The sequence below is a fragment of the Streptomyces mobaraensis genome (assembly GCF_020099395.1).
Classification (GTDB): Bacteria; Actinomycetota; Actinomycetes; order Streptomycetales; family Streptomycetaceae; genus Streptomyces.
In genome coordinates, this window is the sequence record NZ_CP083590.1 from 4,079,011 (window position 1) to 4,097,814 (window position 18,804).

At 71.4% G+C, this 18,804-nt stretch carries 20 protein-coding genes and 1 pseudogene; 14 read left to right on the forward strand and 7 right to left on the reverse strand.

Translation table 11 applies throughout. The annotated features are described in order from the left end of the window. The first annotated feature begins 20 nt into the window (after positions 1–20). The 4 genes from K7I03_RS17780 to K7I03_RS17795 are packed head-to-tail and all read left to right on the forward strand — an operon-like array spanning position 21 to position 3,731. Entirely contained in the window at positions 21–1,478 is a 1,458-nt protein-coding gene (locus K7I03_RS17780) for a menaquinone biosynthesis decarboxylase (RefSeq protein WP_185943840.1), read from the forward strand. Further along, positions 1,475–2,377: a menaquinone biosynthesis prenyltransferase MqnP gene (mqnP, locus tag K7I03_RS17785; protein WP_185943841.1), complete on the forward strand. Its 903-nt coding sequence runs from the start codon at positions 1,475–1,477 to the stop codon at positions 2,375–2,377. Before K7I03_RS17780 ends, mqnP begins: the two co-directional genes overlap by 4 nt. A 41-nt stretch (positions 2,378–2,418) precedes the next feature. Beyond that, positions 2,419–2,979 carry a Uma2 family endonuclease gene (locus K7I03_RS17790; protein ID WP_185943842.1) on the forward strand — a complete coding sequence of 187 codons (561 nt, stop codon included), beginning with the start codon at positions 2,419–2,421 and terminating at the stop codon, positions 2,977–2,979. A 47-nt stretch (positions 2,980–3,026) separates the two neighbouring features. Then, positions 3,027–3,731: a UbiX family flavin prenyltransferase gene (locus tag K7I03_RS17795; RefSeq protein WP_224347101.1), complete on the forward strand. Its 705-nt coding sequence runs from the start codon at positions 3,027–3,029 to the stop codon at positions 3,729–3,731. On the opposite strand, the gene K7I03_RS17800 is transcribed toward K7I03_RS17795, so the two are convergent. Further along, positions 3,728–3,871, reverse strand: a complete 144-nt coding sequence (locus tag K7I03_RS17800) for a hypothetical protein (RefSeq protein ID WP_004943659.1) — start codon at positions 3,869–3,871, stop codon at positions 3,728–3,730. The two genes, K7I03_RS17795 and K7I03_RS17800, sit on opposite strands and share 4 nt — an antisense overlap. 129 nt (positions 3,872–4,000) lie before the next feature. Between K7I03_RS17800 and K7I03_RS17805 the strand changes: the two genes are divergently transcribed. The 5 genes from K7I03_RS17805 to K7I03_RS17825 all read left to right on the forward strand — a co-directional run bounded on the left by K7I03_RS17805 (position 4,001) and on the right by K7I03_RS17825 (position 8,501). Further along, the gene (locus tag K7I03_RS17805) at positions 4,001–4,456 is read left to right on the forward strand and encodes an Lrp/AsnC family transcriptional regulator (RefSeq protein WP_004943663.1); all 456 of its coding nucleotides are present in this window, start codon (positions 4,001–4,003) and stop codon (positions 4,454–4,456) included. 116 nt (positions 4,457–4,572) lie between these two features. Beyond that, positions 4,573–5,736: an aminofutalosine synthase MqnE gene (mqnE, locus tag K7I03_RS17810; protein WP_185943844.1), complete on the forward strand. Its 1,164-nt coding sequence runs from the start codon at positions 4,573–4,575 to the stop codon at positions 5,734–5,736. Positions 5,737–5,839: 103 nt separating this feature from the next. Continuing rightward, a complete protein-coding gene (locus K7I03_RS17815; RefSeq protein ID WP_185943845.1) occupies positions 5,840–6,361 on the forward strand; it encodes a GNAT family N-acetyltransferase in 522 nt (173 codons plus the stop codon). 105 nt (positions 6,362–6,466) lie between these two features. Beyond that, entirely contained in the window at positions 6,467–6,754 is a 288-nt protein-coding gene (locus K7I03_RS17820) for a DUF4229 domain-containing protein (RefSeq protein ID WP_185943846.1), read from the forward strand. A 406-nt stretch (positions 6,755–7,160) separates the two neighbouring features. After that, a complete protein-coding gene (locus K7I03_RS17825) occupies positions 7,161–8,501 on the forward strand; it encodes a dicarboxylate/amino acid:cation symporter (RefSeq protein WP_185943847.1) in 1,341 nt (446 codons plus the stop codon). A gap of 73 nt (positions 8,502–8,574) precedes the next feature. Here K7I03_RS17825 and K7I03_RS17830 read toward each other — a convergent pair whose 3' ends face one another. From K7I03_RS17830 to K7I03_RS17840, 3 genes are all read right to left on the reverse strand, one after another. Beyond that, positions 8,575–8,979 carry a hypothetical protein gene (locus K7I03_RS17830; protein WP_185943848.1) on the reverse strand — a complete coding sequence of 135 codons (405 nt, stop codon included), beginning with the start codon at positions 8,977–8,979 and terminating at the stop codon, positions 8,575–8,577. A 205-nt stretch (positions 8,980–9,184) separates the two neighbouring features. Beyond that, on the reverse strand, positions 9,185–9,634 hold the full coding sequence (locus tag K7I03_RS17835; RefSeq protein ID WP_185943977.1) for an NUDIX domain-containing protein: 450 nt from the start codon (positions 9,632–9,634) through the stop codon (positions 9,185–9,187). 41 nt (positions 9,635–9,675) lie between these two features. Next, positions 9,676–10,398: a creatininase family protein gene (locus K7I03_RS17840; protein ID WP_185943849.1), complete on the reverse strand. Its 723-nt coding sequence runs from the start codon at positions 10,396–10,398 to the stop codon at positions 9,676–9,678. Between the two features lie 162 nt (positions 10,399–10,560). On the opposite strand from K7I03_RS17840, the gene K7I03_RS17845 reads away from it, so the two are divergent. Continuing rightward, a complete protein-coding gene (locus K7I03_RS17845; protein WP_185943850.1) occupies positions 10,561–11,094 on the forward strand; it encodes an NUDIX domain-containing protein in 534 nt (177 codons plus the stop codon). Between the two features lie 4 nt (positions 11,095–11,098). Here K7I03_RS17845 and K7I03_RS17850 read toward each other — a convergent pair whose 3' ends face one another. Continuing rightward, the gene (locus K7I03_RS17850) at positions 11,099–12,388 is read right to left on the reverse strand and encodes a hypothetical protein (RefSeq protein WP_185943851.1); all 1,290 of its coding nucleotides are present in this window, start codon (positions 12,386–12,388) and stop codon (positions 11,099–11,101) included. A 134-nt stretch (positions 12,389–12,522) separates the two neighbouring features. On the opposite strand from K7I03_RS17850, the gene K7I03_RS17855 reads away from it, so the two are divergent. Both K7I03_RS17855 and K7I03_RS17860 read left to right on the forward strand, forming a co-directional pair. Continuing rightward, positions 12,523–13,155 carry an ATP-binding protein gene (locus tag K7I03_RS17855; RefSeq protein ID WP_224347102.1) on the forward strand — a complete coding sequence of 211 codons (633 nt, stop codon included), beginning with the start codon at positions 12,523–12,525 and terminating at the stop codon, positions 13,153–13,155. Between the two features lie 411 nt (positions 13,156–13,566). After that, the gene (locus K7I03_RS17860; protein ID WP_185943978.1) at positions 13,567–14,229 is read left to right on the forward strand and encodes a TetR/AcrR family transcriptional regulator; all 663 of its coding nucleotides are present in this window, start codon (positions 13,567–13,569) and stop codon (positions 14,227–14,229) included. A 15-nt stretch (positions 14,230–14,244) separates the two neighbouring features. On the opposite strand, the gene K7I03_RS17865 is transcribed toward K7I03_RS17860, so the two are convergent. Together K7I03_RS17865 and K7I03_RS17870 are read right to left on the reverse strand one after the other, a co-directional pair. After that, a complete protein-coding gene (locus K7I03_RS17865; RefSeq protein WP_185943852.1) occupies positions 14,245–15,438 on the reverse strand; it encodes a lipase family protein in 1,194 nt (397 codons plus the stop codon). A gap of 312 nt (positions 15,439–15,750) precedes the next feature. Next, the gene (locus K7I03_RS17870) at positions 15,751–16,812 is read right to left on the reverse strand and encodes an AraC family transcriptional regulator (protein ID WP_185943853.1); all 1,062 of its coding nucleotides are present in this window, start codon (positions 16,810–16,812) and stop codon (positions 15,751–15,753) included. A 154-nt stretch (positions 16,813–16,966) separates the two neighbouring features. Between K7I03_RS17870 and K7I03_RS33830 the strand changes: the two are divergent. Together K7I03_RS33830 and K7I03_RS17875 are read left to right on the forward strand one after the other, a co-directional pair. After that, a pseudogene (locus tag K7I03_RS33830) lies at positions 16,967–17,338 on the forward strand (AMP-binding protein); the annotation flags it as partial. A gap of 10 nt (positions 17,339–17,348) precedes the next feature. Further along, the gene (locus K7I03_RS17875; RefSeq protein WP_263457559.1) at positions 17,349–18,758 is read left to right on the forward strand and encodes an AMP-dependent synthetase/ligase; all 1,410 of its coding nucleotides are present in this window, start codon (positions 17,349–17,351) and stop codon (positions 18,756–18,758) included. Positions 18,759–18,804 lie beyond the last annotated feature (46 nt).

The following is an 18,804-nucleotide window of genomic DNA, read 5'->3' on the forward strand; positions in this document are numbered from 1 at the left end:
CGTGCTCGATACTGGAACGCATGGCTTATGACGATCTCCGCTCGTTCCTCAGAGCGCTCGAACGCGACGGCGACCTCAAGCGCGTCAAGGCCGAAGTCGACCCCCACCTGGAAGTCGGGGAGATCGTCGACCGGGTGAACAAGGCCGGCGGCCCGGCGCTCCTCTTCGAGAACGTCAAGGGCTCGGCGATGCCCCTGGCGATGAACGTCTTCGGCACCGACCGGCGGCTGCTCAAGTCGCTCGGCCTGAAGTCCTACGACGAGATCGGCGAGAAGATCGGCGGGCTGCTCAAGCCCGAGCTGCCGCAGGGCTTCGTCGGGATCCGGGAGGCGTTCGGCAAGCTGGGCGCGATGGCGCACGTGCCGCCGCGCAAGGTGAAGCCCGGCGACGCGCCCGTCCAGGAAGTGGTGCTCACCGGGGACGACGTCGACCTGGACGCGCTCCCGGCGCTCTTCACCTGGCCCGAGGACGGCGGCTCCTTCTTCAACCTGGGGCTCACCCACACCAAGGACCCCGAGACCGGCGTCCGCAACCTCGGCCTCTACCGGCTCCAGCGCCACGACAAGCGCACCATCGGGATGCACTGGCAGATCCACAAGGACAGCCGGAACCACTACCAGGTCGCCGCCCGGCGCGGCGAGCGGCTGCCGGTGGCCATCGCCTTCGGCTGCCCGCCCGCCGTGACGTACGCGTCCACCGCGCCGCTGCCGGCGGACATCGACGAGTACCTGTTCGCCGGCTTCGTGCAGGGCAAGCGGATCGACATGGTCGACTGCAAGACCGTCCCGCTCCAGGTGCCGGCCGCGGCCGAGGTGGTGCTGGAGGGCTGGCTGGAGCCGGGGAAGATGCTTCCGGAGGGTCCGTTCGGCGACCACACCGGCTTCTACACGCCGCAGGAACCGTTCCCCGCGCTGACCATCGACTGCGTCACCATGCGGCGGCGCCCGCTGCTCCAGTCGATCGTCGTCGGCCGGCCGCCGACCGAGGACGGGCCGCTGGGGCGGGCGACGGAGCGGTTCTTCCTGCCCCTGCTCAAGATCATCATCCCGGACATCGTCGACTACCACCTGCCGGAGTCCGGCGGCTTCCACAACTGCGCGATCGTCTCGATCGACAAGAAGTACCCGAAGCACGCGCAGAAGGTCATGCACGCGGTCTGGGGCGCGCACATGATGTCGCTGACCAAGCTGATCGTGGTCGTGGACAAGGACTGCGACGTCCACGACCTGCACGAGGTGTCCTGGCGCGCCTTCGGCAACGTCGACTACGCGCGCGACCTCACCGTCGTCGAGGGCCCGGTCGACCACCTCGACCACGCGTCGTACCAGCAGTTCTGGGGTGGCAAGGCGGGCATCGACGCCACCGCGAAGTGGCCCGAGGAGGGCTACACGCGGGACGGCGGCTGGCCGTCGATGGTGGAGTCGGACCCCGAGACCGCCGACCGGGTCACGAAGCGCTGGAAGGAGTACGGGCTGTGAGCGCCTCCGCCGCCGCCGTCCCGCAGCCGGGGCGGACCCGGGCGTTCCTGCGCCTGGTGCTGATAGAGCACTCGGTGTTCGCGCTGCCCTTCGCGTACATCGCCTCGTTCACGGCGATGTACCAGGAGGACGGGCGCATCCACTGGTGGAAGCTCTTCCTCGTCACCGTGGCGATGGTCGGGCTGCGTACCTTCGCGATGGCCTGCAACCGGATCATCGACCGCGAGATCGACGCCCGGAACCCGCGCACCGCCAACCGCGAACTCGTCACCGGCGCCGTCTCCGTCCGCTCGGCGTGGACGGGCGCGCTGGTGGCCGTCGTCCTGTTCCTGGGCGCCGCGGGCCTGCTGAACCCGCTGTGCCTGGCGCTGGCCCCGATCGCGGTGATCCCGATGGTGGTCTATCCGTACGGGAAACGGTTCACCAACTTCCCGCACGCGATCCTGGGCCTGGCGCAGGCCATGGGCCCGGTCGGCGCCTGGCTGGCGGTGACCGGTTCCTGGTCCTGGGACGCGGTGATCCTGGGGCTCGCGGTGGGCGTCTGGATCGGCGGTTTCGACCTGATCTTCGCCTGCCAGGACGTCGCCGCCGACCGCGCGCATGGCGTGAAATCGACCCCCGCCCGCTTCGGCATCCCGGCCGCGCTGTACGGCTCCCGCGTCTGCCACGTGATCACCACCGCCCTGCTGGCCTGGTACGGGGTCGCCACCCACGCGGGCGCCTTCTTCTGGACCGGCCTGCTGATCGTCGCCGCGGCGTTCCTCTACGAGCACTCGATCGTCCGCCCGCACGACCTGTCCCGCCTGAACCGCGCCTTCTTCACGGTCAACGGCTTCATCGGGATTGCCCTGTTCGTGTGCGCGCTGCTGGATCTGGGGGTGCGGGGGCTGGGGGTGTGAGTGCGGTCGGGGCTTAGTATCGAGTGCATAGGGGGACCGCGATGGCCACGCTGGAGGTCGACCGGATGCGCTCGCGTCTGAGCCGTTTCGAGGGCAGGTTCGACGGCTGCAAGGTGGAGATCGTCGGGGGGGCCCTCGTGATGAGTCCGGTGCGACCGTTTCACAATGAGACGATGCTGCTCTTGTGGAGCAGCCTGAGAGGGCAGCTGTCGGCGGATTGGCGATCGATCAGCGACGTCACTGTTCCGTTCGATGATGACTACGAGTTCTGTCCCGACCTGGCGGTCATCCCGCAGGCCGAAGCAGCCAAGAACCTGAGCCAGTACTCCCCGGACCTGGTCGAATTGGCGATCGAAGTGGTCTCGCCGAGCAGCGCCCGGAACGACTACGAGACCAAGAACCGCTGGTACGCCTCCAGGGGTATCGCCGACTACCTCATCTTCGACCCGTACCAAGGCCACTGTGTCACCCACTGGAACCCCGGTCCGGACGGCTATCTCGGCCGGGACACCATCCCTTACGGGAAGACCGTGACCGTCGACTCGGCCGTCGGCTTCCTGAAGTTCGACACCTCTGAGCTCCCGGTCGATCCGGCCCGCTGACCCCGCCCGACGGAGCTCCCGCCCCCCGGCCGACTAGGCTCGGGGGCGTGGAGCCGTACGAACACGCAACGCAACGATCCGAGCGCCGGCCCTGGGTGGTCGGTGTTTCCGGTGCGTCCGGGACGCCGTACGCGGCGGCCGTGGTGCGCGGGCTGCTGGCCGCGGGGGAGGGCGTGGACCTGGTGGTCAGCCGGGCCTCGCGGCTGACGCTGCTGGACGAGACCGGGGTCTCGTTCCGGGACGCGCACTGGCGGGACGACCTGCGGCAGTGGCTGTCGCTGGGGGCGGACGGGAAGCCGCAGGCGTTCGACGTGGGTGACGCGGAGCTGGCCAGGGTGCGCTACTGGGCCGCCGGTGATCTGGCGGCGGGGCCGTCGTCGGGTTCGTACCCGGTGAAGGGGATGCTGATCGTCCCGGCGAGCACGGCCTGTGTGGCGGGTGTGGCGCTGGGGCTGTCGAAGGACCTGCTGCAGCGGGCCGCGAGCGTGACGCTCAAGGAGCGGCGGCCGCTGGTGGTCGCGGTGCGCGAGACGCCGCTGAGCGGTCAGACGCTGCGCCAGCTGGTGGCGCTCGACGAGGCGGGCGCGATCGTGCTGCCCGCCTCTCCGGCGTTCTACGCGGGGGCGACGCACATCCAGGATCTCGTGGACTTCGTCGCCGGGCGGGTACTGGACGCGGCGGGGGTGCCGCACCGGTACTACCGCAGGTGGAAGGGGGAGCTCGGCGGTGGCCGGGCCCCGGAGGGGAGTTAGCGCTTCTTGGCGGCGCGCGCGGCGCGGGCCCCTGCGGCCTCGGCGCGACGGGCGGCGGTGACGGACTGGTGGGCACGCGAGCGGTTGGCCAGGTCCTGCAGCTCGCGCATGCGGGCGTAGGCCATCTCGATCGTGTACACGGGGTTCACTCCTGAAGGATCGTTGGTGCCGTGAGCGTTCGGTGAAAGATTTTCGGGGCGTCAGCCCTTCAATGCCTTAGATTCTACATGCAAGACGGCAAGTTCGCTGATTATTGAAAGGTTCCAGCCATGGACGCGGTGGACAGGCAGCTCATCCAGGCCCTCCGGGAGAACGGGCGGGCCTCGTACGCGGAACTGGGCCGGCTCGTCGGGCTGTCCGGCCCGAGCGTCACGGACCGGATCAACCGCCTGGAGGCGGCCGGCGTCATCACCGGCTACCGCGCGACCGTCAACGCCGCCTCCCTGGGCCTGGGCGTCACGGCGCTGATCGGCATCCAGCTCTCGGACGCCGCCGACCACGAGGACGTGGCGCAGCGGCTGCGCGACCTGGAGGAGATCGAGGACTGCTGGTTCATCGCCGGCGACGACTCGTACATGCTCAAGGTGCGCGTCGGCGACGTCGACGGCCTGGAGCGCACCATCCGCCGGCTGTCCGGGACCAAGGGCGTGAGCCGCACCCGCACCACGATCGTGCTCTCCACCAAGTGGGAGAACCGGGTGGGCGAGCTGCCCGAGGACATCTGACGGGTGGCGGCCGAGCCCCGAGGGCGTCTGACGGCCGTCTCCCGCGGGGGAGTAGGCTCGACCGGGCCAGGCGGAGGAAACCGGACGTACTCCGGACATACCAGAGAGGCGATCGCATGGACGCGGGACTCAAGCGCGAGCTGGAGCAGAAGGTGCGCGCCGGTGAGCGGCTGACCCGCGAGGACGGCATCGCCCTCTACGAGTCCGACGACCTCGCCTGGCTCGGCGGTCTGGCCCACGAGGTGCGGACGCGGAAGAACGGCGACACGGTCCTCTTCAACGTCAACCGCCACCTCAACATGACGAACGTGTGCACGGCCTCGTGCGCCTACTGCTCGTTCCAGCGCAAGCCGGGCGAGAGGGACGCGTACACCATGCGCATCGAGGAGGCCGTCCGTCTCGCCAAGGCGATGGAGAACGACCACCTCACCGAGCTGCACATCGTCAACGGGCTGCACCCCACCCTGCCGTGGCGGTACTACCCGCGGTCGCTGAAGGCGCTCAAGGAGGCGCTGCCGCAGGTCTCCCTGAAGGCGTTCACCGCCACCGAGATCCACCACTTCGAGAAGATCTCCGGCATGCCGGCCTCCGAGATCCTCGACGAGCTGATCGACGCCGGTCTGGAGTCGCTGACCGGCGGCGGCGCGGAGATCTTCGACTGGGAGGTCCGGCAGCACATCGTCGACCACGAGACCCACTGGGAGGACTGGTCGCGCATCCACCGCCTCGCGCACGAGAAGGGCCTCAAGGGCCCGAGCACGATGCTCTACGGGCACATCGAGGAGCCGCGCCACCGCGTGGACCACGTGCTGCGGCTGCGCGAGCTCCAGGACGAGACCGGCGGTTTCCAGGTCTTCATCCCGCTGCGCTACCAGCACGACTTCGTGGACATGAAGGACGGCAAGATCCGCAACCGGCTCCAGGCGCGGACCTCCATGGCCACCGGCGCCGAGGCGCTGAAGACGTTCGCGGTCTCCCGGCTGCTCTTCGACAACGTCCCGCACGTCAAGGTCTTCTGGGTGATGCACGGCCTTCAGACCGCGCAGCTCGCCCTCCAGCACGGCGCCGACGACATGGACGGCTCGGTCGTCGAGTACAAGATCACGCACGACGCGGACAACTACGGCACGCCGAACAAGCTGACCCGTGACGACCTGCTGGAGCTGATCCGCGACGCGGGCTTCCGCCCGGCGGAGCGGAACACGCGGTACGAGGTCATCCGGGAGTACGACGGTCCGGACCCGGCGCGGCGCGAGGTGCCGCAGGCGATGCGGGTCTGATCCCCACTCTCCCTCCGAGAGTTTCGAAAGCCCTGGTGAGGCGCCTGCCTCGCCGGGGCTTTCTCTCTTGCACGGACGTTCCGGTAATGGTTGCATCGCTTCCATGTCTCTTACCTTTGTGCGCGACCCGCAGGTGACCCCCGAGCTTCACGAGGAACTCGCCCGGCTTTGGTACGACGTCTCGCGGGCCGGCGGCTCGGTCGGATTCGTGCCCTCGGTGACCGAGGAGGAGGTACGCGCGGCGACCGAGAGGCAGCTCGGGCGGGTGACGAGCGGCGAGTACCGGATGCTCGGCGCGTACGACGCCCGGGGGCGGCTTTCCGGCACCACGTTCCTGCGGCTCCACACCGACTTCAAGATGCGGCACTGGTCCATGGTCCTCGGGGTCATGATCGACCCCGGCCTGCAGCGCGGCGGCCACGGGCTTCGGCTGATGCGGGAGACGATCGACATGGCCCGCGACGCCGGCCTGGAGGCGCTGCGACTGGAGGTGCGCGGCGGGATGGGCCTGGAGGGCTTCTACGGGCGGCTCGGGTTCAAGGAGGTCGGCCGGGTGCCGGGCGGGCTGCGGCTGTCCGCCGACGACTACCGCGACGACATCCTGATGTGGCTGGCGCTGGACTGAGGGTCCCCTCAGACGCTGACACGGCTCCCTCTGGAGAGATCCACTCGCGCTCGTGCTTGACTGGTAGGGACCCTTTCGGCTGCCGTTGAGAAGAAGGTCCGTCCCGTGAGTAGCCAGAAGTACGCCTCGCTCCGATACACCGCTCTGCGGTTCGGCCTGCTCGTCGCCTCTTTCGCCGTCGTGTGGGTGCTCTGCTACCTCCGCGCCATCCCGCTCGGGAGGAACGGCTCCAACCTCGTCTGGATGATCCTGCTGGCCCTGATCATCTCGGCGCCGCTGAGCTGGGTGCTGCTGCGCAAGCAGCGGGACGCCATGGCGAGGCAGGTGGCGGAGCGCGTCGAGCGGACGCGGGAGCGGCTGCAGGCGAACGCGGGCCAGGAGGACCGGGCGTAACCGGGCACGGCCGGACAACTCACGCCAAGGGTAGTTTTCGTCACATCGCGCGCCGCCGTCTCGCCGCCGGGCAACCGCCCGGCGGTGGGGCGCGCGGCGCTTTCGCATGCCCTGGGACATCCTCGGGGCGCCCCTGATGGGGGCGCAGCTCAAAGAATCTCTTTGGGTTCCTCAAAGCTCCGGTGTTAACGTGTCGACATGAAGACAGCAGCAGCGCACCGAATCCCCACGGGCCCCGGCCTCGTGGCGCGCCTGCACGTCGATCTTTGCCGCTGTCTGTCCGCGGCCTGTCGCCGCCGCTGATCGCTCCACGCCGATCACCCCGACGCGGCCGGAGATCCCGTACGCACGGACCTCCTGGCGCCTCGCGCCCCTTCTCCACCCCCGTCTGTCCCCGGAGTTTCCGTTGTCATCGACGCCTTCTTCGTCCGCTTCCGCCGTCCGCGGCCGGATACCCAAGGTGCCCTTCTGGGCCCAGATCCTGCTCGGCCTCGTCCTCGGCGCCCTGCTCGGCTGGGCGGCCCGCAGCGGCGACATCGCCTGGCTGCAGACCACGCTCGACAAGATCGGTGAGATCTTCGTCCAGCTGCTGATGGTCGTGGTGGCCCCGCTGGTCTTCTTCGCCATCCTGGTCTCGATCACCAACCTGCGGAACGTCTCGAACGCCGCGCGGCTGGCCTCCCGGACCCTCCTCTGGTTCATGATCACGTCGCTGATCGCCGTCTCCATCGGCCTGGCGATCGGCCTGCTCACGGACCCCGGCTCCGGCACCGGCCTCACCGCGGCCGACGGCTCCGACCCCAAGAAGAAGGGCTCCTGGCTCGACTTCCTCACCGGCATCGTCCCGACCGACGTCGTCACGCCGTTCACCCAGCTGAACGTCCTGCAGATCGTCTTCATGGCCGCCGTCGCCGGTGTCGCCGTCCTCCAGGTCGGCGAGAAGGCCCGCCCGCTGCTCACCCTCAGCGAGTCCGTCCTGGAGCTCCTCCAGAAGGTGCTGTGGTGGGTCATCCGGCTCGCCCCGCTGGGCAGCCTCGGCCTCGTCGGCAAGGCCATCTACAAGTACGGCTGGGACCTGATCGGCAAGTACGCGACCTTCACCGCGGACATCTACGTCGGCTGCGCCATCGTCCTCTTCGGCGTCTACCCGCTGCTGCTCGCGACGGTCGCCAAGGTCAGCCCGCTGCGGTTCTTCAAGGGCGCCTGGCCCGCGATCCAGCTCGCGTTCGTCTCCCGCTCCTCCGTGGGCACCATGCCGCTGACCCAGCGGGTCACCGAGCGGCTGGGCGTGCCGAAGGAGTACACGTCGTTCGCCGTGCCGTTCGGCTCGACGACCAAGATGGACGGCTGCGCCTCCATCTACCCGGCCATCGCCGCGATCTTCGTCGCCCAGGTCTTCGACGTGCCGCTGGAGCTCCGCGACTACCTGCTGATCGCGTTCGTCTCGGTCATCGGCTCCGCCGCGACCGCCGGCCTGACCGGCGCCACCGTGATGCTCACCCTGACCCTCTCGACGCTGGGCCTGCCGATGGCCGGCGTGGGCCTGCTGCTCGCGATCGACCCGATCGTCGACATGATGCGCACCGCCACCAACGTCGCCGGCCAGTCCGTCGTCCCGATCATCGTCGCCTCCCGCGAGGGCATCCTCGACCGCGAGGCGTACGCCACGGCCGACGGCTCCAAGCTGGACGGCGAGCCGGAGCGGGAGCGCGCCCGCGAGCAGGAGCCGGTGCTGAGCGCGGCGTGACGCGCTCGCGTTCCCGACGGGGGGAGCCCCCGGCCTTCGTCCAGGATGACGGGGCCGGGGGCTCCCGCCGTTCTCATGCTCCGGTGCGCCGCGGGGTCACCACTCGAAGAGGACGGCGCCGTCGGCGCCCGGCCGGCCCCTCGTCGCGGCCCGAGCCGCCCCAGCGGCCTTCCCGGCCGACGCCGCCACCGTGGCCGGCCGCGCCCGCCATGTCGGTCAGGGGGAGGCCCGCGCACACCGCCCGGTCAGCGGAGCCGCCGGCTCCGGCCGTCCCGCCCGTACCGGGCCGGGCGGCGGGAGCGCCCCGGCCCCGCGCGCCGGAACCCGTCTCGCCGTTGGTGCCGCCGTCGCCGCCCCGGCCGGGCGTGCCGGGCCGCCCGTGCCCGCCGGCGGCCCCGCCCGGTGCGTAGACCAGGGCTTCGAGCAGTGCCTTGACCAGTCCGGAACCAACGGTGTTGTCCGGACGCCGACGCGCCACACGCGGCCCGGTCAAACCCGACCGCGGCGGCGGGGCCGGGTGAACCAGTCCGGGAGCGCTTGACCGAACTGCCCAAAGGGTGAGGGCGCTTCACGCCGACCCGTCCGTTCACCCGCGCGACGCCCTTGCCGCCGCGACGAGTTGACCGCGTCACGCTCCGCCGGAGGGTCTCTGAGGTCCGCTGCGGGGCCGGCCGCCCGGTCTGTCAGGGCCCGGCGGGCGCGCCGTGCTCCAGATAGCGGAAGCCGGCCGTGTCACGCGCGGCCACCGCTTGGCGGACGCGCCGGGCCAGCCGGGGGACGAGCAGGTCGTCGAGGGCGTCACACGGGTGGAAGCGGGCCTCCAGCAGTTCACCGGCGGCGGGCCGGATCGCCCCGTGCCGCCGGTCGTCCAGCAGGCCGCCGTCGAAGAGGAACAGCACCTTGTCGCCCTCGGCCGGACTGGGGGCCCAGTCCACGACGAGGAGGGGGCCGATGGGCGGTTCGATGCCCAGTTCCTCGGCCACTTCGCGCCGGCAGGCGGCGAGCGGCGACTCGCCGTTCTCGACGTAGCCGCCGGGGATCTCCCACCCGGGCTTGTAGGAGGGGCGGACCAGCAGCACCCGGCCGTCCTCGTCGAAGAAGAGCGCTCCCGCGGCCATCCGGGGGCGCGCCATGCGCTTCTCGTGCTCGCTGACCGGATCGCCCGTGGCGTTGGTCACCGCTGCGCTCCCGTGATCACGTCCAGGTGCGCCCGTGCCGAACGCGAGAGGCTGTCCAGCAGCGCCTTGCCCTTGGCGGCGGAGGCGAGGGACGGCCGTCCGATCACACCGTTGGGCGTGTAGCCCGCCATGCCGAGAGTGAGCAGGTGCGGACGGCTGGGTGCCGAGTGATCGTCGGACTCGATGCCCTCCTGGACGAGGTGCGGTGCACCGTGCAGCAACAGGGAGACCTCGAACTCTCCGGCGTGCATGTCCTCCGAGCCGCTGCTCTCCAGTCCGGCGTCGGCACGGGCTCGGGAACGGTCCTCGTGGACCGGGAAGAGCGCGACGCGAGGAGGGGTGCCGACGTTGATCTCCTGAACGGCGTTCTGGAGCACATAGTTGCCGCCGTGTCCGTTGACGATCACGAGGCCGGGAACGCCGGAGGCGGCGAGTGACCGCCAGATGTCGTGCACCATGGCGTACAGCGTTCCGGCGCTGATGCTGACCGTGCCCGCCATGTGCGCGTGCTCGTGAGAGCAGGAGATCGTGATCGGCGGCAGCAGGAACAGCCCGTGATCGTCGGCTAGTTTGCGGGCGATCAGACAGGCTATGACGGTGTCGGTGGCCAATGGCAGGTGAGCACCGTGCTGTTCGAAGCTGCCGACGGGGAGAGCGGCCACTGCGGGGCCGTGTGCGCGGGCGTCTGCGGTGGTGGCCTGGGTGATCAACTCGTCCATGCGGTCAGCATGTCGCGTGGGGAGTGGGCGTGTCCTGTCGAGAGGCGTTTTCGTGGCCTTTCCGGTCGGTGCCGCTCCCTCGTCGTGGTCGGGCGCAGAACGCCGGGGTGCGGTCCCTCGGCCCTCTGCGATCCTGGTGCCGACGGCGAGAGGGGTACCTCAATGCAGTGGAAGACCCACGGTGAGCGGCGGATCTACTCGAACCCATGGGTGAACCTGTGCCTGGTGGACGTCGAACAGCCGGACGGTCGGCGGTGGGAGCACCACGTCGTCCGGTTGCGTCACCTGGCGGTGGCGGCCGTGGTCAACCAGCGGCGGGAAATCCTGATGATGTGGCGCCACCGTTTCATCACCGACTCCTGGGCCTGGGAACTCCCCATGGGGCTGGTGGAGGACGGAGAGACACCCGAAGCGGCAGCGGCCCGAGAGGTGGAGGAGGAGACCGGCTGGCGGCCCGGGGCGATGAAGCCGTTGATCTACGCGGAGCCCGCGAACGGGATCACGGACTCCCAGCACCACGTGTTCCGGGCCGACGGCGCGACGCACATCGGCCCGCCGACGGAGATGAACGAGTCGGACCGCATCGAGTGGGTGCCCCTTGACCGGGTGAGAGGAATGATCGACCGGCGAGAGGTGGTGAGCAGCGGATCACTCGTCGGTCTGCTCTATGTGCTGCTGGACGAAGCGACGCGTTGACGGCTCAACGGAACGCGGCCTGTAGGGCCGATGCGAAGGCCGTCACCGCCGGCTCCTTCCGGTGGGGCGCGAGGTCCTTCCTGAGCTCTTGGAAATGGCCGACGAGCCGCTCGGAGCCGATGGCGCCCGCCGGACCCAGAGCGGCGGTTGCGGTCCGGCACGCCTCGTCGAGGTTGCCGCGCCGGAGTTGGAGCCTGGCGAGCCAGAACGAGTGGAAGGCGAGGGTCCGGTGGTTCCCCGGAGCGGCTCGTCGTACGGCCTCCGCCACCAGCGGTTCTGCCGTGGCCGCTTCGCCCAGTCGGCCCAAGGCGATCCCGGTGTCGGCGATCAGCTTGGACTCGTCGAAGTAGGCGGCCCAGGTCGGGTCGTCGTCGGTCGTCCTGATATCCGAGAACCGCTTCTGGGCCTGCGAGAGTTGTGCGTGCGTGGCCGTTCGGTCGCCCAGGCAGGCATGGGCGTATGCCTCGCGTAGGGCCAGGATCGACGTGACGCGTGGTGTGGCGCCGTGGGACCGTGCGCAGTCCCGGGCCGCGGTCGCGAATGCCACGGCGTCCCGGGGGCGGTCTTCGTAGGTGGCCTGGAGGCTCATGCACGACAACACGTCGGCCAGGAGCAGCCGGTCGCCCGCCGAGCGGGCCAGGTGTGCGGCCTCGGTGAAATAGGTGCGCGCCTGGTGGTACTGCCGGTCGTCGAAGTGGGTCCACCCGATCAGGACGGCGAGTTCGGCGGCGATTTCGTGCAGGTCGGGGCGGTACGGTCCGGCGTCGTCGGCGATCAGCTGCGTGGCGTACCGGAGGTGTCCGAGCATCGCGGGACGGAGCACCGCGCCGCCGTGTTCCTCGTCGCGTCGCCAGTAGTCCTGGATGCAGGACCGCAGGGCATGGACCGTGGACCGTCCACACCGCTGGCCGAAGGCCGCCGAAAGGACGCCGTCCACATCCGTGCTCGGCACAGGGAGTCGCGGGTGGTGTGCCGGAGGAGCGGAACCGTCCGCCCGGCCCAGCCCGCCCGACTCCCAGCTCCTGGGCGCCAACCCGAGCATGTGGCCCGGGATGCGCAGACCGTCCGCCACCCGCTCGATGACGCTCATGTCTCTGAGCGTGCGGGAACCGGACATGACCTCGCCGACGCGGCTGACCGTCAGCCCGACGCGTCGAGCGATGGCGGCGTTGTGGATCCCGGCACGTCTGGCCAGCCGGAAGACCTGCGCGAAGTCGCGTTGCCGACAGGCCACGATCATCGCCTCGTCGGAGAGCAGCCTGTCGGGGAAACCGTGCTGAGGCGATGGGGACACGTGGGGCTCCGTCTCCGCCGTCCTGGCCGTGTCGGCGTGTCATGGGCGCTGGGATGTGCCGGGGTGATGCTACTCACCCTGGGTACCCCAGCGGGCCTTACCGCTGTGCTCCGCCGGGCACGACGATGCCGCGCATGGAACGGATCGCCGCCTCGGGAAATGAGCCGCCAGTCGTGCGTCGTTGGGAGCCGCGCGCTGCCTGCGTGGGCCGAGCCCGGGAGGAATTGCGCAGGTCGCTGGCCCTTTGGGGGCTGCTGGAGGTCGAGGACGCCGCGGTGTTGGTGCTCTCGGAGTTGCTCACGAACGCTGTCGTGCACGCACGTGTCCCTCCCGGCCGGCAGATCGAGACGCGGTTCCTCCCCACGGGGAGGGGGGTCCGCATCCAGGTGGATGACGCTGATGGGGGGTGGCGGTTTCCTCGTCCGCAGGACGGCCAGGGCGGTCATGGGCTGCTTCTCGTGGACGCGTTGGCGCAGCGCTGGGGTGTGAGTCCGCGTGACGGGGTCGGTAAGTCCGTGTGGGCCTTGGTGGAGGTGCCGGATCAGGGTGGGGGCGATGGCGGTGACGGCGTGCGGATCCGGGTCTGGGCGCGGCGGGTTCTCGTCGGGGATCGGGTGGTGGGGGAGGGGTGGGAGCGGGAAGTCGTGGACGTTCGGGAGGATCGGGAGGGCGGCCGGGCCGAGGTGGTGGTGGGGTTCCGGGGTGGTGCGGAGCTGCGGGTGCATGCCGGGGGTGCCGTCGACGTCGTGCGGAGGGTGCGGTGGTGAGGGAGGCCCTGGCCGCCGGGCTGTTCCGCGTCGAGGAGTGGTGGTGGCGGCATGTCACGCACCGGGGGTTGTTCCGGGTGCTGGACGGGCGGGTGCATCGGCTGCCGTGGGGTGTTGTGCGGCAGTTGGTGGTGCTGGAGGCGCGCTCGTATCGGCAGCCTCCGTTGTACTTCGGTGAGTTGCCCGCCCGAGAGGTGTGGGGAGCGAGGGGCCCAGCATGCGGAGACAAGGGTTCCGCGCGGCCTGATGGCCGCCCTTGACGGTGGCTCCCCGCGTGATGTTACCTGCCGGTACTGTAGCGGGGGCGGAGGGATGCTTGTTGTGACCACTGCACAGACCGACGCTGTCAGGGGCCGGGCCGGTGTCAAGGCGTCCGTGCCGGGCGGGGTGCCGAAGCCCAGGGTGCGGCGGATGCCCCGGGAGGTGCGGGAGCGGCAGATGATCGACGCGGCCGTGCGGGTGTTCGCCCGCTGCGGCTACAGCGCCGCCTCGATGGACGAGATCGCGGAGCTCGCCGGGGCGTCCAAGCCGCTGATCTACCTGTACCTCAACTCGAAGGAGGACCTGTTCGGAACCTGCATCCGGCGGGAAGCGGAGGCGCTGCTCGGTGCCGTGCGGTCCGCCGTCGAGCCGCACGCCCCGGCCGACCGCCGGCTCTGGGACGGGCTGCGCGCGTTCTTCGCGCACACCGCGGCGCATCCGGAGGGGTGGGCGGTGCTCAGCTGCCGGGCCCGTACGCATGGGGAACCGTTCGACCGAGTGGTGGCCGAACTGCGCGAGGAGATCGTGGAGGTCGTCGTGCGGTTGATCGAGGAGGCCGCCGAGGACGCCGTCGGGGCGGCGGCCGCCGGGCGGGTGCCGCTCGACGCGCGGGAGGTCACCGGGCTCGCCCACGCCCTCGTCGGCGCGGCCGAGTCGCTCGCCGGGTGGGCGAACGGGCCCGCCGGCGCCGTCCCCTCGGCCAAGGAGACGGCGGAGACGCTGATGAATGTGGCCTGGGTGGGGCTGCAGAATCTGGTGAGCGGGCGGCGGTGGGAGGGGAGTTCCGAGGCCGGGGTGGTGTCGCCCGACTGATGCCTTACCGGCGCGTCAGGTGCAGTTGCCCTGGTCCGGGCGGTCGGCGAAACGTTCCGCCAGCCAGTTCGCCGCCGGTATCGCCTGGACCACCGCGCCGCCCACGTGCTCCGTGAGCGGCAGTGCCGTCCAGCGGACGTCCGCCCCTCGTCCGCACCAGTCCGCGCGCAGACGCCGGCCCAGGTCGTAAGGGATCAGCTCGTCGGCCGTCCCGTGGTAGAGGTACACGGGGTGGTCGGGGGCGTGCGTGCCCAGGTTCGAGGAGCGCAGGACGCGCTGCCAGTCCGCTTCGTAGAGGGGGTTGCGGACGGTGACGTCCGATATTTTCTTGAAGAGGCCGGCGGCCACGTTGGCGGCGACGCAGTTCTCGCGGAGGAAGCGGAGGTAGCCGCGGCCGCGGTCGTTGAGGTAGTCGTCCAGGCGGAGTTCGGGGTACGCGGCGTTCTGGCCGGACGCCGCCATGAGGATCAGGCCGGCGCCGATGCCGCCGTTGTTGAAGTCGGCGGTCCTGAGGAGGTCGGCCGGGACGCCGCCGGTGGCCGTGCCCTTCACGTTCAGCTCGGGGGCGTAGCTGTCGTGCAGCTCCGCCGCCCAGGAGGTGGCCTGGCCGCCCTGGGAGTAGCCCATGATGCCGACGGGCGCGTCCGGCGACAGGCCCGCCTCGGGGAGCCGCAGGGCGGCGCGGGCCGCGTCGAGGACGGCGTGGCCCGCCGAGCGGCCGACGACGTAGGTGTGGTCGCCCGGGGTGCCCAGGCCCTCGTAGTCGGTCACGGCGACGGCCCAGCCGCGTGCGGTGAGGAGCTGGATGAGGTTGGCCTCGACCGTCGTCCCTCGGGGGAAGCCGGCGGACGGCGCGCACTTGTCGGCGAGGCCGACGGTGCCCACCGCGTAGGTGATCAGGGGGCGGGTGCGGTCGGGTCTGCCGTCCCTCGGGACGATCACTGTGCCCGAGACGGTGTTGGGGGTGTTTTTGGCGGTGGTCGAGCGGTAGGTGATGTGCCAGGCGCGGGTGGGGGTGGGTTGGGCGGGGAGGGGGTGGAAGGTGGTGGGGGTGGTGGTGAGGATGTCTCCTGGGGTGGGGGGTTGGGGGGTGGTTTCGGCGGCTGTCGGCGCTGCCGTTGCCAGCGTGGCTGTCGTGACCGCCGTGGCCGGCAATGCGGTGAGGGCGAGTGTCGCCGTCAGTGTGGCTGCCGCGGTGCGAAGGCGCATGAGCGCTCCCAACTGGTCGGGGTTCGGCTGTTGTTGGGCGCACCGTAGTGACCGACTGGTAAGTATGGGGTTGTCTGGAGTGCTCGCCTTTGTTGGCTGGGGGGCTCGTCTTTTGGGGGGGGGTGCCCCTGTCCCGCCCTTTCTCCCCCAGCTACCGCTGGGAGGTGCCCCCAGTTTCTTGCGGGGGCTGTGCCCCCGCACCCCCCCCGCTGCGCGCGCTGTCCTCAAACGCCGGACGGGCTGGTGGGGGCGGACGGGGGTGGGCTGGCGTTGTGCGCGCTGTCCTCAAGCGCCGGACGGGCTGGTGGGGGTTCACGTGGGGGGAAGCGTTCGTCTGTATGCGCCCGGCGTCGTGCCCGTCCAGCGGTGGAAGGCGCGGTGGAAGGCCGTCGGCTCCGAGAAGCCCAGGCGGGCCGCCAGTTCCGTGGTCGGTTCGCGGCCCGCGGCCAGGGAGGCCAGGGCCGCGTCGCGGCGGACCTGGTCTTTGACGCGGCGGTAGGACGTGCCCTCGGCGGCCAGCCGGCGGCGGAGGGTGGCCGGGCTCACCGCCAGGCGGGCCGCCGTCTCCGTGGCCTCCGGGAGGCGGACCGGGCGGCGGTCCTCGCGCAGGGCCCCGGCCAGGGCCCTGCGGACCTGTTCGGTGACGGTCGTGCCGTAGTCGCGGCGCAGCAGCAGATCGGCGGGGGCGCGGCGGAGGAGGTCGGTCAGGCCCGCCTCGTCCCGGAGGAGCGGCGCGGACAGCCAGTGCCGGGCCAGCCCGACCCCCGTCCGGCGGGCGCCGAACCGTACCGGACAGCCGAACATCCGGCCGTACTCCGCCGCGTACGGCGGCGCCGGATACGCGAACTCCGCCCAGCTCAGGGCGATTCGCCGGCCGATGAGCCAGCTCGCCAGCCGGTGCCAGACCACCAGCGCGCATTCGGCGAGAAAGCGTCCTTCCGGCAGGCGGTGGAGGTCGTTGCGCAAGGCGAACACCGTCTCCTCCGCGCCGAGTTCCAGCGCCAGGGCGGGGCCGCCCGGGAAGAGGCCATAGAAGCGGGCCGCCCGGTCGACGGCCGTGCCGAGGTCCGGGCAGCCGACGCACGCGTGGCACATCATCGCGAACGTGCCCGGCCTGCTGGGTGCCGTCCCCAGGGCCAGGAACTCGTCCCGCGTCGTCCGGCGCACCGCCCGGACCAGCCTCGTGAACTGCTCGGGCGTCACCCGCGCCCGGTCGTCGCCCGGCAGCAGCGGCGGGATGCGGGCGGTCTGGAGCAGGGGGACGGGGTCGTGGCCGAGGCGGACCGCGCCCGCCAGGGCCGCCCGGACGAAGTGCGCGCCGATCGTCGGCTCGTCCGCCGTCAACGGAGGGATGCGGGAAGTGGGTTGAGGCATGGTGGCATCGTGCGCCGAGCGGTACGGACGGGGGTGCCGAGCGTTCCGGTCAATCCCGGCGGCGCGGCGGCGTGCGTAGGGTGCCGGAGCGCGGTCCGGAGGGCCCGGTGGCCGCTCCCCGACGGGCCGCACCATCCCGACCGCCGGAGGCGCCATGCCCGACCGACCCCGCACCCTGGCCCTGTTCGCCGAGTGGACGGCCGACCGGTACGCCGGCCGCCCGGCCCTCCGCTTCCGCCGGCCGGACGGCGGCGGGTGGACGGACGTCCGCTACGACGAGCTGCGCGACACCGTACGGACCGTCGGCCGCGCCCTGCTCACCCTCGGGGTGCGGCCCGGCGACCGGGTCGCCGTCCTCGCCCGCACCCGGCCCGAGTGGACGTACGTCCAGCTCGCGGCGCTCGCCGCCGGCGCCGTCGTGGTGCCCGTCTACCCGACGGCCGGGGACGAGGAACTCGGCTGGGTGCTCTCCGACTCGGGCGCGAGCGTCGCCGTCGCCGAGGACGCGGCCCAGGCGGCCCGGATCGGCGCCCTCCGTGCCCGGCTGCCCGCACTCCGGCACGTCGTCGTCATGGAGGGCGCCGCGGAGGGGTACGTCCCTGACGCGGATCGACGTCACCGCCTCCCTCTCCCAACTCCTCGACCGGGCCGACCGCGTCACCCCCTCCGACCTCTGCGGCATCATCTACACCTCCGGCACCACCGGCCTCCCCAAGGGCTGCGGGCTCACCCACGGCAACCTCGCCGCCGCCCACGACGCGACGGCCGGAATCATCACGTACGCGCCCGGCGACAGCACGTACCTCTACCTCCCGCTCGCCCATCTCCTTGCGCAGCTCGTGCAGTTCGGCGCCCTGCTGCGCGGCGCGACGCTCTGCTACCACGGCGGCCGGAACGAGGACATCGTCGCCGGCCTGGCCGCCACCCGGCCGACCCATCTGCCGTCGGTGCCCCGCCTGTTCGAGAAGGTGCACGGCATGGCGCTGGCCCTCGCCGACGCCGAGGGACCGGACGGGCGGGCGCGGCTGGCGGCGGCCGTACGGGCGGGGGTCGAGGCCGCCGCCCTGCGCGAACGCGGGGAGGCGCCCGACGGGCCGCTGCGCGCCGCCTGGGAGGCCGCCGAGGAGCGGGTGTTCGCCCCGGTGCGGGAGGTCTTCGGCGGACGGCTGCGCTGGGCCCTCACCGGCGCCGCGCCCATCGCACCGGCCACCCTGGACTTCCTGCGCGCCTGCGGCGTCCTGGTGCACGAGGGGTACGGGATGACGGAGACGGCCGGAGTGATCTCGCTCAACCGGCCGGGGGCGTTCCGGCCGGGCACGGTCGGCCGGCCGGTGCCCGGCTGCGAGGTGCGCATCGCGGCCGACGGCGAGATCCTCGCCCGGGGGCCCGGGATCTTCCCCGGTTACCACGGCGACCCGGCCGCCACCGCCGCCGTGCTGGACGCGGACGGCTGGCTGCGGACCGGGGACCTCGGCACGCTGGACGCCGACGGGTTCCTCACGGTGACCGGCCGCAAGAAGGACCTCGTCATCACGTCGAACGGCAAGAACATCACCCCGGCCCTGCCCGAGGCCGCCCTCCGGGAGTCCCGCTGGATCTCCCACGCGGTGCTGGCTGGCGACCGCCGCCCGTACCCGGTCGCGCTGCTCACCCTCGACGCGGCCGAGATCGCGGCCTGGGCGGCCCGCGAGGGCGTCGACCTGGGGCCCGGCGGGCCGGAGCGGCACCCTGCCGTACGGCGGCTGTGCCAGGAGGCCGTGGACGCGGTGAACGCCCGCTCGGCCGGGCCGGCCAGGATCCGGGCGTTCGCGATCCTGCCGGGCGATTTCGGGGTGGAGAGCGGCGAGCTGACGCCCACCCTCAAACTGCGCCGTTCGGTAATCCTCGAACGGCATGCGGGGGAAATCGACGCACTGTACGAACAGCGTATGGATGTGTGGGGTTAAGAATTTATTAAACAGAACGTCTTGGGGGTTTTGGCGAGGGGAGGAG